This is a genomic window from Pseudoalteromonas sp. DY56-GL79 (assembly GCF_041414765.1).
Lineage (GTDB): Bacteria > Pseudomonadota > Gammaproteobacteria > Enterobacterales > Alteromonadaceae > Pseudoalteromonas > Pseudoalteromonas piscicida.
The window spans coordinates 163,558-180,830 of sequence record NZ_JANHZS010000004.1; the positions used below are offsets into that span (position 1 = coordinate 163,558).

Here is a 17,273-nt window from a genome sequence, read left to right on the forward strand (position 1 = left end):
ACCCGAGCACCTCTGTCATAGCAAATGAAAAAACCGCTTTGATACCGAATAACATGAATAAATCACACGGAGCCTGAAAGGATGGAGAATATTTATCGTTTTAGTGCACAACTTATTGATGGCCAAGTTTTGCCATTACAGTCTCTAGCGGGAAGACCGTTATTGATCGTTAACATTGCGAGCAAATGTAGCTTTGCTCCGCAACTGTCTGCACTTGAAAAGCTATACAGCAAATACAAACCTTTTGGATTTGAGGTATTGGCCTTTCCTTGTAATCAGTTCGGTCGCAATGAACCACTTGAAGATGAAATGCTTAAAGAGTTTTACAATACACATTTCAATTTAAGCTTTAAGATCTGTACTAAAACACAAGTCAACGGACCTGATGCACACCCATTATTTAGCTATTTAAAATCTCATACCCGTGGTATCGCGCAAAACCGCGCAATTAAATGGAATTTTACCAAGTTTCTAATAAACTCTGAAGGCATGCTAGTATCAAGATATGCCCCAAGAACAAAACCAGAAACGCTTAAGTCAGTGATAGAGAGCCACATTAATCATGAGAATCGCCCTATTCAGTTCGCAAAACTATGAAGTGCCGTTTTTTGAGCAAGCCGTAAATTCCTATTCTGAACTTGAAATAAGTTTTATTAGTGAGTCACTCAATGAAAAAACGGTTTCGCTGTGCCAGCACTATGACGCGGTTTGTGTATTTGTAAACGATACTGTAAATGCACAAGTGATTGATAAACTGGCTGACTATGGCGTTAAAACCATCGCCTTACGCTGCGCAGGTTTCAATAACATTGATATTCAACAGGCAAAACAGCGTCACATAAAGGTTGTCCGTGTTCCAGCCTACAGCCCAGAAGCGGTTGCAGAGCACTGTATCGCGTTGATGCTAACGCTCAGCCGCAAGACACATAAGGCCTACAATCGAGTTCGAGAGGATAACTTTGATCTCAACGGCTTACTTGGTTTTAATATTTATAATAAAACGGTCGGTATCATCGGTTGTGGCAAAATTGGCCAAGCCTTAGTCAGTATCTTGAACGGCTTTGGTGCCAATGTGCTGGTTTATGACCCAAACATTGGAGAAGGTCCCTATACTTTGGTCTCTCTAGATATCTTACTAGCTCAATCGGATATTATTAGCTTGCACTGTCCGCTTAATGAATATACTCATCATATTATTGATGATGCTGCGTTTGCCAAAATGAAAGCGGGTGTGATGCTTATTAACACCAGTAGAGGCGCGCTGTTAGATAGCAAAGCCTGTATCGCCGCGCTCAAGTCTAAACGCCTCGGTTACCTCGGCTTAGATGTGTATGAGCAAGAGTCAGAGCTATTTTTTAAAAATCACAGTGAAGAAATAATTCAAGACGATGTTTTCTCGCGTTTAGTTAGCTTCCCCAATGTACTAGTTACAGGACATCAAGGCTTCTTTACCAAAGAAGCACTAAAACAAATTGCAACAATAACCTGTGAAAATCTCGACGCAGCAAGACTGGAAAAACCACTAATAAACCAAGTCGTCTGATTTCAGAACCAAAAAAAAGAGCATATCAATCATGATGTGCTCTTTTGGTTACTTCAAAGTCGGGGGAAGTAATTTGATTTATGCTTTACTCTTCAATTCAGCCGTAACCTGAGCTAAACCTACTTCTGAAATTCTCATCGTGATCTCTTTTTGCTTAGCACTCAATAAAGAAATACCTTCAGCAACCATGTCATACACTTTCCAGTCTCCATCTTTGCTTTGACGAAACTTAAAATGCATGTCTATATCTGGTTTTGATTGCTCTCTTATTACCACCTTAACCGTCGCAAAATCAGCACCATCAGAAACCGGTAACTCTTCAAACGATACGTCTTGGCCTTTGTACTGTAAAAGTGCATTAGCGTAGGTAGATACAAGATAGTTATCAACCGCACCAATAAACTCGATGGCTTCGTCTCTTTTTAGCCCTTTAATATGTTTACCAAGCAATTTAAAAGATACAAACTTCACATCGATGTGTGGCATCAAGTGACTACGTACTATGCCCTTCATCTGAGTTTCAGTTGCCTTGCCATCTTGATTAACCGTTTTTATATCAGCAAATAGCTTATCGCCAACTTGGTTAATTAATTCATAAGGTGTGTCATTCGCAAACGCGACACCTGAGAAGATGAGAAAACTGAAAATAACAAGTAACTTTTTCATTGTTTAATCCTTATTAAACTGATGACACTAGTCTATCCAATTTGACGAGTGCAAATAAACATATCAATTCGCACCAAATTGATGCCCCTCCGACATCAATTAACGCATTGTAAAATTTCGCCTTACGATGACAATGACTCTTTATGAAGTCGTAAAGGAAAGGCGTATTCCCTTCATGGCGAGGCCTGCAGGGAAGTATACGGTGTTCAAACGATGAAAAATGTCAGAAATTGTATCAATTTATTTGGAAGCTGAGCCTAGCGAATGAAGCCAAACTCAGTATTGTTGCGTGAAGAGGATAAATTATCGTTGCAGATGGGGACTATAGTTTCATATCTGCCGCAAAAAATGTGATGTTATCGTTGCTTTCTAGCTTTTTCAGCGTTTCAATTATCGCATCATGCTGCGGTGAAATTGATTCAAGTTGCTGCAAAGTAATTTCATTTTTTTCAAGCTTTTCAGCCAGGGTATTTCCGATGAATGCCATTCTCTGCTGCGCACAAACACTATTGGAAAGCCAACTACCACACAAAGAAACGATGCCTATGTTTGGCGCTTTCTTCATTAAGACGTGTTGCTCAATAGCAGGTAATCCCGCTAAGCAACTTACTCGACCACAAAATATCAAATGCGAAATCAATTGTTGGGTATGTGTTCCTGTTAAATCTAGTGCGCCTTGCACCTCTGCTGCACCAAAATGAAGCTGCATGGCATCGGCTAAGCCAGCGAAATCAGACTGGGTATACACGAGATCCGCACCTAGCTTTTCAAGCAGCTTTTTATATTTTGACTCGGAACATGCCGCCACCCCAAGCCCAACTTGTTTGGCAAATTGTATTGCCATTTGGCCAACTGGATGATGAGCAGATTCGATTAAAACCGTATCCCCTGCATTCAGTTGAAGCTTAAATAACCCAATCAATGCACACATAGCAGGTGCGATTGCCGCTGAAGCGAGCTTACCATCAACATTTTCTGGTAGTACAGTAAGTGCGTGACTTGGCACCACGGCAAATTCACTCATCGTGCCTTGCTCTCGAATGTCACCATGCCAAAAAACCCGTGTACCAGGCTCTGGGAATCCCGTTTTACATGCTTTTTCCACAACACCCACAGCGTCAACACCAAACACTCTATTCGGTGTTTCTTCACAGGGACAATTGGCCACTTTGGTATCGATAAAGCTTAAACCAACGTATTCAACTTTGACCAAGACTTGATCATCGGTTGCCTCAGGTAAATTAATTTCTCCCTGCTCGAAGGTAAGTCCATTTGTGTGATTGAATCGGACTGCTTTCATCATATGCCTTTGCGTTATGTTAAAAATAAAGTAGTGAGACTAAATTCATTAAACCATTGTTAGCATTTTGCCACAACTTTATTAGTGTAAATATGCTCCTCGCAATTCCAATTGTTTAGTGTCACAATGGCATCAGTCTTAGTGAACTTTCTCGCATTATGGATATTAGCAGCAGATTATTAATCTTTTTAGACGTTGTGGAACGTGGTTCCTTTGCCAGTGCCGCGCAACTGAGAAATATCGATCGCTCTGTCATTTCTAAGCAGATGACCAAGCTGGAAGAAGAACTCGGTGTAAGATTAATGAATCGTACAACTCGTTCCTTCTCGCTCACCTCTGCAGGTTCCGAAATGGTAAAAAAAGCAGAAGAGCTAAGGCTGCTACTAAACGACACTCAGCGCATCGCACAGAATTATCACACCGAGCCTAAAGGTTTGCTTAAAATTGCCAGCTCTACAGTGGTAGGTCGACGCTATGTACAACCTGTTATCAATGACTTTCAAAAACGTTTTCCTCATGTTGAGGTTGAGCTTAGGCTTGAAGACAGGCTCGTGGACTTAGTGGGTGAAGGTTTTGATTTAGCTTTTCGTGTCGGCGAGCCGAAAGATTCATCGCTTATCGCCCGCAGAATTGCGCGCAATCGATTGCTCATATTAGCAAGCCCAACGTTCTTAAAAACCCATGGCACGCCAAACTCGCTTGAGGAGCTCAGCGAATTGCCTGCAGCAACCTACGCCAGTGATGCATTAAGGTTTACCAGTATCACCTATCAAGACGAGCAAGGCATCGAACAGCAAATGCCTGTAAAGAGTATCTTCAGAACCAACGACGGAGATACATTGATGGAAAGTGTGCTATCTGGTACTTGTTATATTGTTGCACCAGCCTTTCTAGTCGGTAAAGAAATTACTGAAGGCAAATTACAACCGATTTTAACTAACACAAAACTGGTCGATTTTGCTGCTATGTATGCGCTCTACCCCCACCGCGACTTGCCTGTTAGAACAAGGCTCTTTTTAGATGCATTCAGGGCATATATCGGTGAAGAGACCCCAATATGGGAAACTGAGATCCCAGGGTTTGAACAAATGTACGGCTTTATCCCACCTAAACCCATGTTAACTTTCTAGTCGACAGCAATTTATTCGTATATCTGGGTATCAAGCTTTTAGCAGAAAAGGATTATTGACCTCAACCGTCTAACCTTTTCATCGCGCCTCTCACCATATTCTGGGAATTAATCCACTTTACGCATTCGCTTAGCGAGAGAGGTTCACATATCTGAAAGCCCTGAATATAAGGACAGTCTAAGCTATATAAATACTGCAAGCAGGCATCGCTTTCAACACCCTCGGCAACAATACTGCAATTCAATTTACGCGCTAAAAACATACTGGTTTCTACTATGGCTTGATCTTTTTCACTTTCATGACTTAGCCTTACAAACGAGCCGTCTATTTTAATCTGCGAAATTGGTAACTCTTTTAGAATAGAAAATGAAGAAAAGCCAGTCCCAAAATCATCAATACTCACTGCAAATCCCATATCTATTAATGTTTCAATTAGGCTTCTCGCTTTTTCCACTTCTTCCATTACGGTGCTTTCTGTAAGCTCAAATACTATATGAGTTGGGTCTACTCGATGAGTATCTAGCAGCATGGCAAGAGTATTAATTAGATTTTGTTCAGCAAAATCTTGGCAGGAAAGATTGATATGCACAACCAACTTGTCATCTATTTCAATCAATATTGCGAGGTCCTGGAATACACGGTTAATCACAAACGCACTCAGTTGCCTGATCAAATTATTACGTTCCGCTAACTCAATAAACTGATCTGGCATTATCATTGTGCCGTCGGACTGAGGCCACCTTAATAGCGCTTCTACCCCATGAATATCACCGCTTTGAGAACACACTATCGGTTGATAATAGAGCGTCAGTTCACCTCGAGCGAGCGCAACTTTGAGGTTAGCCAATAGTTGGAATTCAGCCTCAATTCCCTCATGGAGCTCTTCATCGAAGATGACGATGCTTTGACGACTATGTTTAGCCGAATACATGGCAATATCAGCTTGCTTCAAAAGGTCAAACACATCAAGTTGGCGCGATTTAGTCCATAAGCTTGCTCCTGCACTATACGTCACGTCCAACTGCAACTCTTCAATTTCTATACCTGACTTTAATTCGCTCAGCAGTGCATTATTTTGAGAGTAAATACAATTTACGTCAGTCACGTCCATCAAAATGATAAATTCATCGCCGCCCATGCGATATAACTTGCTACGAGGAAGCAGTGCTGCGCGCATTTTGTGGGCAAGTTCCACCAGTAATTTATCACCAAAGAAGTGCCCTTTTGCATCATTGATCTGTTTAAAATTATTCAAATCAACCAAGATAACACTAAAGTCGAGCTGCTGATGTTTACGTTCATTAATGGCATCAATGCAGCGCTGACGATTCTCCAAATCCGTTAAAAAATCATGTTCAGCGTTATATTTGGCCTGCGTTGCAATTTCATTTAATTCTTGCAGGCTAGTTAGACTTAAACAATTCACCACAAAAACAAAAATGGAGCCAAGAAACAGGATTAGACTTAAGCCTTGCTCAATAAAACTAGCACTATTGTGATCGTACAGGAAGTAGGCAAAGCTCAAATATCCTAGTTCAAACAGAGCCATAAGAATTAACAACACTCGCCACCCGACCGAAGAGGTTAATCGACATATTTTAAAGGCCGGAGAAAAAGCTAATCCCATGATAAAGCTGCCAGCTAATACTAATATAAGTGCAATCAAAGGAGTCGTCGTGCATGGAATACAATGGTTAGAGTATAGATTATAAATCTGCCCTTGCTCGGGACAGGCTAAATTATTCAACAATTGGCGGGAAATATAGTAGCGGACTTGACAGCCCGCTCACATAAACCGATTGGCCTTGATTAACAGTTAGTCTGCACTTTTTAGAATTCGGTAAAGTTGATCTTTTAACCACAGTCTCTTTTTCTTCAGTGATTCAAGATACTCATCACTTGAGTGCTCTACACCGTCTTCAATTCGAATAACTTCATTGTCTACTTCATGGTAATCTTTAAAGAGTTTTGAGAAATGTCCATCAGACAGTTTTAATTCATGAATTCTGTCTTTAAACTCTGGCAGTTCTTTAGCTAGGCTGTGGCGTTCAATATTCATCGTTTTATTCCCATAATTAGCTAGGTAATCTGAGTTTGGGTACAAACCTCAGATTAAGGCTGAAAATGCATTTGAGTTTAGGGTAGACCCAATCAATGCGCCGTTAGTGACAGTGATTTCGAATACATTTTTTGAAGTTACTGTCTGATTGGGTCTGTTTCCATAGTACGCTGCTACCTTCCTTGAGTATTGATCTAACGCAAATCACATTCAGTTATAAACAATCAGAGTTTTTGTCGTTTCTTTATACTGTTCGAGATATAAAATCGAGGACCTTTGACCACATTCTTAGGGTTTCTCGCAAAGTCGCTAGCCGCCTAGATGCAATTGTTGTAAAATGTCGGCGTTTCTAAGCAAATCTATCTAGCAACTTTTGAGGAAAACCTGTGAGCGAACAAAAACAGTCTCTTAGTTATAAAGACGCTGGCGTTGACATCGATGCGGGCAACGCATTGGTCGAAAGAATTAAAGGCGTAGTGAAAAAAACTCGTCGCCCAGAAGTAATGGGTGGTATTGGTGGTTTTGGTGCACTATGCGAACTCCCAACCGGATATAAAGAGCCTGTTTTGGTTGCTGGCACTGACGGTGTTGGTACTAAGCTACGCTTAGCTATCGATTTGAAAAAGCACGACACAGTAGGTATTGACCTAGTTGCTATGTGTGTTAACGATCTTATTGTCCAAGGCGCTGAACCCCTATTTTTCTTGGACTACTATGCTACAGGCAAGTTAGACGTTGATGTTGCAGCGGACGTAGTATCTGGTATTGGTAAAGGCTGTGAACTATCTGGTTGTGCGCTTATCGGTGGTGAAACGGCTGAAATGCCAGGCATGTACGAAGGCGATGACTACGATATGGCTGGTTTTTGTACTGGTGTGGTAGAAAAGTCTAAAATCATTGATGGAACTAAAGTTGCGGCTGGCGATCAGCTAATTGCATTGGGTTCAAGCGGTCCACACTCAAACGGCTACTCTCTAATCCGTAAAGTACTAGAAGTATCTGGCGCAGATACTAACGCAGAGTTCGAAGGCAAAACTCTAGGCGAACACCTGCTAGAGCCAACCCGTATCTACGTAAAGCAAATCTTAGCGTTATTAAAAGAAGTTGATGTTCACGCGCTTTCTCACATCACTGGCGGTGGCTTCTGGGAAAACATCCCTCGCGTGCTCCCTGAGTCAGCAAAAGCGGTAATCAAAGGTGATAGCTGGCAATGGCCTGCAATCTTCAACTGGTTACAAGAAAACGGTAACATTGCAACGCACGAAATGTATCGCACATTCAACTGTGGTGTTGGCATGATCTTAGTTGTTCCTGCTGACAAGCTTGAGCAAAGCCTTGAAATCCTAAAAGCACAAGGCGAGAATGCTTGGCACATCGGTGAAATTCAAGACGCTCAGGCTGGTGAAGAGCAAGTTGAGATCTTAGGTGGTGCCGAGTAATGGCACCCACTCGCCTTGTTGTTCTGATTTCTGGTAGTGGTTCAAATTTGCAAGCAATCATTGATGCTTGCAAAGCGGGCTATATTCAAGGTGCAATTGCTGCCGTTATTAGTAATAAAGCGGACGCATACGGCCTAACCAGAGCGCAAGAGGCTGGTATAGCAACATCTGTTTTAGACCATAAGCAATACGCTTCTCGTGAAGAGTATGACGTTGCGCTTGGTCAACTAATTGATAGCTTTACACCAGATTTGGTTGTATTAGCTGGATTTATGCGTATTCTAACTCCAAACTTGGTGCAAAAATTTAGAGGAAAAATGTTGAACATTCATCCTTCTTTGTTGCCTAAGTATCAAGGGCTGAACACCCACCAAAGAGCAATCGATGCAAACGATGCAGAACATGGTGCTAGCGTTCACTTTGTCACAGAGGAGTTAGATGGTGGTCCTGTGGTCTGTCAGGCCAAGGTCGCTGTTCTTCCAGATGATACGGCAGAGTCACTGGCGCAACGTGTGCATAAGCAAGAACACATTCTTTATCCTTTGGTGGTCAAATGGTTCAGCGAACAAAGACTAACAATGGAAGCAGACTATGCTGTTTTTGATAACAAAACCTTACCAGTTCAAGGTGCGCCGTACCCAGAAAAATAAAAAATGGAGCGCTGTGCTAATTGGTATTAGCGCTCTACTTTCCACTTCAACATTCGCAAACTCACTCACTGAATATCACGCCGAATACCAAGTTTCACGCAAAGGTAAGGTTCATGGTAGTGCCACGCGAGACCTCACAAAAATAGCGGATGCAACATACGCTGTACGTTACAAAAGCGATATCGAATGGATGATTTTTTCAGACGTAAGAACTGAAGAATCATTGTTTAAAGTCGCTGAACATACCGTCAGCCCACTACATTACAGTATGACTCGTGAAGGGACTGGCCCAGATAAAAGCTACAAAATTAAGTTTGATCACCAAAACCAAGCAATCACCTCCAGTGAAGAAAAGTATCCACTGAAAGTGAAATGGCTTGAGAATCAGCAAGATTTAATTAGTTATCAAGTGCAGCTGCGAGAGGATTTAAAGGCGGGAAAGACCAAGTTTAGCTATCCTATCATAGACAAAAAAGGCGATCAGCGAAGCTATGATTTTGAGGTGGCCGGCGAGGAAATGATCACTCTACCTTTTGGCAATGTCAAAACCATCAAAGTTAAACGCGTTTATGATGATAGCGATCGTCAGGCCATTGCTTGGTTTGCACCAAGTTATGATCATATGCTGGTTAAAATGTACAAAGGTAAAGATGGTATGGAGCAGTTTCAGATTGAGCTTAAAACCTACCAACCTAAATCAGAGAGTTGATAGCAACATCGTTGATTCATCACGGCGGCTCAACTAAGCCGCCTTTACTTACAAAAACTCAGAACTATACCTTCTCACCTAATTTGAATAAAGCAAACTCACCGGGTTCAAGCTTCTGCCACTGTTCATCGTTGGTCAGCGGTCGAGTTGCAATAACAGTGACAACATCATCTGGTGTGGTTTCTTTTTGGAAGTCTACCACCATATCCGCATCAATTAAGGTTGCCTTACCAAATGGGGCTCTACGGGTTATCCAATGTAGGTTATTGGTGCAATACGCCAACACATAAATACCATCGGTTATCAACATGTTGAATACCCCTTTGTCTCTCAATGTGTGCGCTAGCTTTGCGATATACCTGAAAACTGAGACCATGTTTGACGGGCGACTTGGGTATTTTTCTCTTACTTTGTCCAAAATCCAGCAAAAGGCAAGTTCACTGTCTGTATTCCCAACAGGTCGATAGAAGTCAGTTTTTAAATCTTTATAGTCCGAAAGCTGGCCATTGTGAGCATAAGTGATCTCCCGACCCCATAATTCTCGAGTAAATGGGTGGGTATTTTCAAGACAAGTTCGCCCCCTATTTCCCTGTCGAATATGACTTATTACAGACACGCTTTTAATCGGATATGCTTTGACCAGTTTAGCAATTTCAGACTGACAGCTAGGCTCTGGATCTTTAAAGGTTCTACAACCTTTCCCCTCGTAAAAGGTGATACCCCAGCCATCTTTATGAGGACCCGTATTGCCACCGCGCTCCAACAAACCAGAAAAGCTAAAACAAATATCCGTCGGTACGTTCGCCGACATCCCCAAAAGCTCACACATAAATCACTTAAACCCTAAATATCATAAAGTTATGATTAAAATACAAATCACAAATATCAAAAGGTCACACGTTTGGTCACACTTATGACTAGTAGCTCGATTATCGTAGATAGTCATACTACTGAATTATTGGCGGTAAGTTTATCATGTATCTCTGTGTCTTTACTTTTTTAAATTCAACTACTTTGAGAGCGGTATTAATGCGATTATTTTAAATGACTATCGGGCTCTTCTCATCTAGAAAACACTTTATTGGTTGAGAACCTTAATGACCACCCCAAGTAAATTCCTAGTTGGATCACTTAAACATAAAGTAGATTACGAACTGAGAGTTACTTCGCAATATCTAACCAAGTGCCACCCGTAAGCGTATCTAGATCATGCGCTTTTAACTCAAAAACCGAGTTGGGCGTGCCAGCAGCAGCCCAAATACGATCGTATTGCTTTAAATCTCTATCTATTATCGTCAACACAGAGTCAGTGTGCGCCACAGGAGGCACACCGCCAATGGCAAACCCGGTTTTTTCCCGCACAAAGTTTGCGTTCGCTTTTTTGATCTTTACATCAGGGCCTGTAGACCTTTGCTGTTTGATTTTTGTTCTTCTGAGTGTGTTTTGGTCGCGACGCTCGACTTGCCGCCTAGTAATCTAGGCAAAAGTTGAGCAACAATGAACAAAGCGCACTCAGATGAACCCAAAGGGCAGCGCTTGATTGGCATTTCTTCTGTGTTGCCCCACAAGGATGTGGGGTAAGGTGACTTTGCAGGAGCACAAAGTCTTTATCGCCTGACTTACATAGAATGACTATGCTACGCAGGCTCTTCCTTGTATAAATACCAATCAAACTGCTGCAAAAACAAACTTGAAAGATCAACAGACCCTAATTGCAGCTTCCATTTTTTTCACGGACACTTGGTTGCTACCAGAAGCAATTATCAAGACCGCCTTTTCAGTATTGCTATCTTTAAATATCAGAGACTTGGCTATTTGAGACTCAATGCAACCAATCGCACATCTTTCGCAGTACGAGTAGAGTCTGCAAGCTCTGTAACGGTGAAGTTATGCCCATGACTGGCTAGGAACTCTTGAACACGTATTGATGAGAGTTTTAACGACTGTGACATTCAATTGCTCTTCCATGCTGTGGTAGTTAAAACCAATCTAACAGCTAGTGAGCTGATTTTAAACATCCAGTATGTTTTATACTATTTGTGATATGAGGTTAACTCTATCTCGGGGTAGCATTGAAAAATATCCGAGTATCCCATTAATAGGAACTCGGATTATAGCTGTATATAAACACTCAAGGTATTAAGTAAAGTCTATATTGTTACCACATGCCACTGGTACGCAAGGCTAGCGCCAGCCAATGAGCATGCTAATAAAAAGTTCATTACCTCTTTTGAGCTAAGTGAGCGAGACTCCCGAGAAAAATGCTTAGCATGTAATCTCATACCTAATGGTTGCAATTCTTTTTCATGTTTTGGCAATGCAATCAATCCGGCAAGTAGCATGACTAAACAAAGCATATAACTACCTTGCACGATAAAGAATAGAGTAAGTGAAAATGCGGTGATAGAAAAAATCCAAGAAATGAATTTGAACATAGCAGCTCCGTTTGCTATCAGTGTTACCAGTTTGATTTTACAACCATCTCGCTGGCTAGTTTCTAATTTTAATACGGAGTTTAGAGTTATTAGTTTAAAAGCACAAGCAGACTAAAGTATTAGCCCTTATTTTCGAACAATGACTTCATAAACTCATAGAATGCCTCTGCTTTGCGTGTCTTCAGCGAGTGTTGAGGCCTGACAAACCAAATAGGTGCGTCGTCACTTTCGAGACAGCCTGGAATTATGGGCACTAACTCACCTCTTTTTAGGTTATCTCTGATAGCGATGTGAGATTTAACTGCAATACCATGCCCTGCTAGGGCGGCAGAAGTCATATTGTCTGAGTTTGAAATCGTAAAACGAGTTTTTGCGTTAAAGTGTACAATTCTACCGTATGGTTCTTTTAACTTAAATTCTCGTTGCCAAGGTAAGCATACAAAAAAATGATTTTGTAATTCGTTGATATTTTCAGGCATACCATAGCGGTCAATATAGCTCGGCGCTGCACATAATATCCGGTGGTTATCGCATAGTTTTCTCGCCAACAACCCAGAGTCAGCCAGTTGCCCAACGCGTATCGCTACATCTTGAACACCTTCAACTATGTTTACAAACTGGTCGTTGATCAGGAAATCGAGTGCTAACTGTGGGTGCGCTTGCTCAAATTGACTTAGGTTTGGCATCACAAATTGTGAAAACACCCAAGGCGACGAAGTAACCCGCTCACCGCTGAGCCCCTTGCACCTATTTCGTGCTCAGCATCATAAAGTGCCTCTAATATATGCTCCACCCTCTCTCTAAATGTACTTCCGGCTGGGGACAATGTTAGCGTACGACTATCTCTAAACAGCAAAGTCGTGCCTAAATGTTGCTCTAACTTATTAAGACGATGACTAACTGTCGCGGGTGAGAGTCTCAACTGCTTAGCAGCATTAACCACTCCTTGATGTTTAATAATAGCCAAGAATGTTTCGAGTTCAGCGATTGAATACATGTTGATTTAATTTTTCCGAATCTTGCTTTCGAATATGCGCGCTTTGTTTAAATTTATCAAATAAATATACTGCTTCTCATCGCAACTAAATTGGAATTATCAATGAAGCGCACCTTAATTAGTCTATTCGTTATATTAGGAGGCCTAATGCCGAATATTAGCCAAGCCAACTCAAAGGTTGAACGTCCGGAAGTTATTTTCTTCGATGTCAATGAAACCTTACTTGATTTAGAGTCAATGAATAAACCTGTTAGCCAAGTATTGGTTGGCGATGAGTCCCTATTACCCCTTTGGTTTTCCACTATGCTACATCACTCGTTAGTGACTACGGTAAGTGGTGATTATCAAGATTTTGGCAAGATAGGCGTTGCCGCGCTACAAATGGTTGCAAAGAACAAAGGCCTAACGATAACTGACTCACAAGCTAAACAAGCAATCGTGCCCGCCCTGCTCTCTTTGCCCCCGCATGAAGACGTCATTCCAGCGCTAAAACGGCTCAAACAAGCAGGCTTTAAACTCGTGAGTTTAACCAATTCATCGAATGCGGGGGTTAAAGCGCAGTTTGAAAATGCCGGTCTAATTACCTATTTTGATCAACGCTTGAGTATTGAAGACATTAAAGTGTATAAGCCCGACCTTAGAGCCTATGAATGGGCGTTACAGCAATTAAATATTCGTCCAGACCAAGCGCTAATGGTGGCGGCTCACGGCTGGGATGTTGCCGGCGCTAAAGCCGCGGGCATGCACACGGCATTTATTGCTAGACCACAAAAGCAGCTCTACCCACTGGCAGAAGCACCAGATTATGTGCTACCTGACTTAACAAGTTTGGCTGACGAGCTCACCACTTCTGGAAACGAGTAACATTGGAAAGTATCAGCTGGCACCTCGATACCAGCTGATAAAAATGCTCAGCATGCTTTATCTACATAATAAATGTACTAGATTTAAGGAGGTGAATCGAAGGAATAGCCTCCATGAATATAAATAAAAACACCCACATTGTGATCTGGATAATCATAGGTGTTAGCTTAACTATCCACGGCGCATCCCTTTTACTGAGCAATACGCTTCTTAATAATATAACTTGGCCGCTGATAGAAGCGCATGCAGTGGTTGAAACCTTCGGCTCCGCTGTTGCCCTTTTTATTGCATTGGCCCTGTTATTTTTTGAAAAGTACAACACCGGTACAAGTTTTAATATCGAAATAGCCACGGCGCTGCTAGTAATGGGGATCTTAGATGCATTCCATGCCGCCGTAAATGTTGGCCAAACCTTCGTTTGGCTTCACAGTATCGCGACTTTCTTTGGTGGTCTCACTTTTATCACCCTGCTTGCTCACAACCGATTTACTTGGTTTAAAAACCGCTATTGGCTGATCAGCGCATGCACAGCCGCTATCATCATCGGCACCATGAGCCTAACTTACCCTACGGATTTACCACACATGGTTGAGCAAGGTCACTTTACTGGTACAGCGATGGCACTCAACGTCATTGGCAGTACTATGTTTTTTGTCGCCGCAGTTAAAATTCTCCTTGTATATCGCGACTCTCATAATGTGAGCGATTTGCTCTTTTGCTTACATTGTTTCCTATTTGGCGCAGCCGCTATTATGTTCGAGCAATCCAAGTTGTGGGATACCGCATGGTGGGGCTGGCATATTTTAAGGTTAATGGCCTATATCGTCGCTTTAGGGTTTTTACTAGTTGAAGGAATGCAAATCTTACAAGAGTTAAAACAACATAAAGAGCAGTTAGAAGAGTTAGTGAGTGAGCGCACTCGCTCACTAGTCGAGACCAATCAAAAGCTAGAAGAAACCGTTGCCTATCTCAACCGTACTCATACGCAATTGCTTGAGCGAGAGAAAATGGCATCGCTTGGCGATTTGGTTGCGGGTGTTGCACACGAAATCAATACCCCCATCGGGATTGGCATCACCTCTACCACTTATCTACAGCAGCACTTAGACGACCTCACCATGAAGTACCAAACCAAAGTGCTCTCTACCGGAGTATTGGAGGACTTTATTTCAGATTCTACTGGCGCTTGCAAACTGCTATTAAAAAATCTCCAACGCACCGCTAATTTAATTAATAGCTTTAAGCAAGTCGCTGTCGATCAATCTTGCGAGCAAGTGAGGGCCTTTAATGTCCATGATTATGTTCAAGAGATCATCGCGGCACTCAGTCCAGAGATTAAAAAGCATGACCATAAAATCAAGTTTCATTGCGATCCCGGCCTTATCGCCACGACCTATCCCGGTGTCATTTTTCAGATCATTTCGAATTTAGTCGCAAATTCCATTGCACATGGCTTTAAAGAGTCGGAACAAGGTGAGATCACCATTGAATTCTTTAAACATGATGAACACATTGAGCTTATTTATAAAGACAATGGTAAAGGCATGTCGGAGCTTGAATTAAGTAAGTTATTCGAGCCATTTTACACCACCAAAAGAGGAAGTGGCGGTATGGGACTTGGCGCTTATATTATCTATAACTTGGTGACTCAAGGGCTAGATGGAGATGTACACACCGTCAGCGAGCCCGGCAAAGGACTCGAATATAGGATAGCATTTGCTAATGAACAAGCGACGCCATTAAAAGTCGTTTCTTAATCGGATAACTGATTGAGTACTGCCTCAATGGTCAGTACTCGTTATTTCTGTAAATGATAAGAATTAGAAAAACCCTAAAGGACTGGTGCTATAGCTCACCAAGAGGTTTTTGGTTTGTTGGTAATGATCCAGCGCCTTTTTGTGAGTTTCTCTGCCAATACCTGATTTTTTATAACCACCAAATGCCGCGTGTGCAGGATACATATGATAACAGTTAGTCCAAACGCGACCCGCTTCGATTTGGCGACCAAATTGATATGCGCGATTCATATCTCTAGTCCACACCCCGGCACCTAAACCAAACTCAGAGCTATTCGCCAACTCCAACGCCTCCGCTTCATCTTTAAAAGTGCATAAAGAGATCACCGGACCAAATATTTCCTCTTGGAATACCCGCATTTGGTTGTGCCCTTTTAACAGCGTCGGCTGAATATAAAAGCCTTTGTGATAACCCTCGCCAAGCTCCGCGACTTCGCCACCGATTAACACTTCAGCCCCCTCCTTCTTGCCAATATCAATATAGCTAAGGATTTTATCAAATTGAGCTTGTGAGGCTTGAGCACCAACCATGGTCTCTGTATCAAGCGGATTGCCGCGTTTTATCGCTTTAGTGCGTTCGATGACTTTGGCTATAAAGTCATCGTATATATCTTCTTGCACGAGCAATCGCGATGGACAAGTACATACTTCGCCTTGGTTAAAGTAGGCCAGCACCGCGCCTTCAATACACTTGCTTAGGTAATCATCATCAGCTTGCATTACATCACTAAAGTAGATATTGGGTGACTTACCTCCTAGCTCCACCGTTGAGGGAATGATATTTTCAGCAGCACATTTTAGAATGTGAGAGCCCACAGGAGTCGAGCCTGTAAACGCAATTTTTGCGATACGTGTACTCGTAGCAAGCGCTTCACCAGCCTCTTTCCCGAAACCATTTACAATATTAACCACGCCATTTGGTAATAAATCAGCGATTAGTTCCATCAACAACAAAATAGACGCAGGCGTTTGCTCCGCAGGTTTTAGCACTACGCAGTTTCCAGCAGCGAGAGCGGGTGCAAGTTTCCAAGCGGCCATAAGTAATGGGAAGTTCCATGGGATGATCTGCCCCACAACGCCCAGAGGCTCATGAAAATGATAGGCCACGGTTAACTCGTCAATTTCACCTATGGCTCCTTCTTGAGCACGAATGCAACCTGCAAAATAGCGGAAATGATCAGCAGCAAGCGGAACATCAGCGGCTAGCGTTTCACGTACAGCTTTACCATTATCCCATGTTTCGGCTACCGCTAGGTATTCAAGGTTTGCTTCTATTCGGTCTGCGATTTTGAGTAATATATTGCTTCGTTCAGTGACCGAAGTTTTACCCCACGCCGCCTTTGCAGCATGGGCGGCGTCAAGTGCCAGTTCAATGTCTGCATTATTTGAACGCGGGATCTGACAAAACACTTCGCCATTAACAGGACTAATATTGTCGAAGTACTGGCCGTCAACGGGTGGCGTCCACTCACCACCAATAAAGTTTTGATATTGCGACTTAAAGCTGACGACTGCACCTTCAGTGTTTGGATTTGCGTATATCATTTTTACCTCTGCAACTTGTGTTATTTATTTGGGCTTCATTCGTCCCAGTTTTGTTTTTACTAATATTTGACATTAGTCAAATTCACCTTTAAAAACTTAACTTAGGGTCTCGGAATGTATACGCACAGTCCAAAAGTAAC

17 protein-coding genes and 1 pseudogene are annotated in these 17,273 nt (G+C 42.2%); 8 read left to right on the top strand and 10 right to left on the bottom strand.

The window, feature by feature from the left end; translation table 11 throughout:
- Positions 1-81: 81 nt before the first annotated feature.
- Positions 82-597: a glutathione peroxidase gene (locus NO992_RS04420; protein ID WP_010373899.1), complete on the top strand. Its 516-nt coding sequence runs from the start codon at positions 82-84 to the stop codon at positions 595-597.
- The gene (locus NO992_RS04425) at positions 563-1,543 is read left to right on the top strand and encodes a 2-hydroxyacid dehydrogenase (protein ID WP_371374677.1); all 981 of its coding nucleotides are present in this window, start codon (positions 563-565) and stop codon (positions 1,541-1,543) included. The genes NO992_RS04420 and NO992_RS04425 overlap by 35 nt, the downstream gene beginning before the upstream one ends.
- Positions 1,544-1,621: 78 nt before the next feature.
- Here NO992_RS04425 and NO992_RS04430 read toward each other — a convergent pair whose 3' ends face one another.
- The gene (locus NO992_RS04430) at positions 1,622-2,209 is read right to left on the bottom strand and encodes a phospholipid-binding protein MlaC (protein ID WP_371374680.1); all 588 of its coding nucleotides are present in this window, start codon (positions 2,207-2,209) and stop codon (positions 1,622-1,624) included.
- A 322-nt stretch (positions 2,210-2,531) separates the two neighbouring features.
- Positions 2,532-3,512, bottom strand: coding sequence for a zinc-binding dehydrogenase (locus NO992_RS04435; protein ID WP_371374683.1), 981 nt, complete (start codon positions 3,510-3,512; stop codon positions 2,532-2,534).
- A gap of 155 nt (positions 3,513-3,667) precedes the next feature.
- Here NO992_RS04435 and NO992_RS04440 point away from each other — a divergent pair, with 155 nt between their 5' ends.
- The gene (locus NO992_RS04440) at positions 3,668-4,639 is read left to right on the top strand and encodes a LysR substrate-binding domain-containing protein (RefSeq protein ID WP_010605058.1); all 972 of its coding nucleotides are present in this window, start codon (positions 3,668-3,670) and stop codon (positions 4,637-4,639) included.
- A gap of 61 nt (positions 4,640-4,700) precedes the next feature.
- Here the strand turns inward: NO992_RS04440 and NO992_RS04445 are convergent, their stop codons facing one another.
- Positions 4,701-6,203 (bottom strand): bifunctional diguanylate cyclase/phosphodiesterase, encoded by a 1,503-nt coding sequence (locus NO992_RS04445; protein WP_239359244.1) that lies wholly within the window; start codon positions 6,201-6,203, stop codon positions 4,701-4,703.
- Between the two features lie 252 nt (positions 6,204-6,455).
- On the bottom strand, positions 6,456-6,698 hold the full coding sequence (locus tag NO992_RS04450) for a YdcH family protein (protein WP_010373888.1): 243 nt from the start codon (positions 6,696-6,698) through the stop codon (positions 6,456-6,458).
- A 386-nt stretch (positions 6,699-7,084) separates the two neighbouring features.
- On the opposite strand from NO992_RS04450, the gene purM reads away from it, so the two are divergent.
- From purM to NO992_RS04465, 3 genes are read left to right on the top strand one after another with little or no spacing between them, the layout of a single operon-like run.
- Positions 7,085-8,137 carry a phosphoribosylformylglycinamidine cyclo-ligase gene (gene purM, locus NO992_RS04455; RefSeq protein WP_017219542.1) on the top strand — a complete coding sequence of 351 codons (1,053 nt, stop codon included), beginning with the start codon at positions 7,085-7,087 and terminating at the stop codon, positions 8,135-8,137.
- Positions 8,137-8,787: a phosphoribosylglycinamide formyltransferase gene (purN, locus tag NO992_RS04460; RefSeq protein ID WP_371374689.1), complete on the top strand. Its 651-nt coding sequence runs from the start codon at positions 8,137-8,139 to the stop codon at positions 8,785-8,787. Before purM ends, purN begins: the two co-directional genes overlap by 1 nt.
- Positions 8,788-8,800: 13 nt before the next feature.
- Positions 8,801-9,496 carry a DUF3108 domain-containing protein gene (locus NO992_RS04465; RefSeq protein ID WP_019647394.1) on the top strand — a complete coding sequence of 232 codons (696 nt, stop codon included), beginning with the start codon at positions 8,801-8,803 and terminating at the stop codon, positions 9,494-9,496.
- Between the two features lie 64 nt (positions 9,497-9,560).
- On the opposite strand, the gene NO992_RS04470 is transcribed toward NO992_RS04465, so the two are convergent.
- The 5 genes and pseudogenes from NO992_RS04470 to NO992_RS04490 all read right to left on the bottom strand — a co-directional run bounded on the left by NO992_RS04470 (position 9,561) and on the right by NO992_RS04490 (position 12,928).
- On the bottom strand, positions 9,561-10,325 hold the full coding sequence (locus NO992_RS04470) for a class II glutamine amidotransferase (RefSeq protein ID WP_010605063.1): 765 nt from the start codon (positions 10,323-10,325) through the stop codon (positions 9,561-9,563).
- A gap of 332 nt (positions 10,326-10,657) precedes the next feature.
- Entirely contained in the window at positions 10,658-10,918 is a 261-nt protein-coding gene (locus NO992_RS04475; protein WP_371374765.1) for a YbaK/EbsC family protein, read from the bottom strand.
- A gap of 389 nt (positions 10,919-11,307) precedes the next feature.
- The gene (locus NO992_RS04480; RefSeq protein WP_371374693.1) at positions 11,308-11,448 is read right to left on the bottom strand and encodes a hypothetical protein; all 141 of its coding nucleotides are present in this window, start codon (positions 11,446-11,448) and stop codon (positions 11,308-11,310) included.
- A 198-nt stretch (positions 11,449-11,646) separates the two neighbouring features.
- Positions 11,647-11,931, bottom strand: a complete 285-nt coding sequence (locus NO992_RS04485; protein ID WP_010373877.1) for a hypothetical protein — start codon at positions 11,929-11,931, stop codon at positions 11,647-11,649.
- Between the two features lie 119 nt (positions 11,932-12,050).
- A pseudogene (locus tag NO992_RS04490) lies at positions 12,051-12,928 on the bottom strand (LysR family transcriptional regulator).
- 147 nt (positions 12,929-13,075) lie between these two features.
- Between NO992_RS04490 and NO992_RS04495 the strand changes: the two are divergent.
- Together NO992_RS04495 and NO992_RS04500 are read left to right on the top strand one after the other, a co-directional pair.
- The gene (locus NO992_RS04495; RefSeq protein ID WP_222240748.1) at positions 13,076-13,792 is read left to right on the top strand and encodes a haloacid dehalogenase type II; all 717 of its coding nucleotides are present in this window, start codon (positions 13,076-13,078) and stop codon (positions 13,790-13,792) included.
- A gap of 113 nt (positions 13,793-13,905) precedes the next feature.
- Positions 13,906-15,549, top strand: a complete 1,644-nt coding sequence (locus NO992_RS04500) for a sensor histidine kinase (protein ID WP_371374696.1) — start codon at positions 13,906-13,908, stop codon at positions 15,547-15,549.
- Positions 15,550-15,612: 63 nt separating this feature from the next.
- Here the strand turns inward: NO992_RS04500 and NO992_RS04505 are convergent, their stop codons facing one another.
- The gene (locus NO992_RS04505; RefSeq protein ID WP_371374699.1) at positions 15,613-17,133 is read right to left on the bottom strand and encodes an aldehyde dehydrogenase family protein; all 1,521 of its coding nucleotides are present in this window, start codon (positions 17,131-17,133) and stop codon (positions 15,613-15,615) included.
- Positions 17,134-17,273 lie beyond the last annotated feature (140 nt).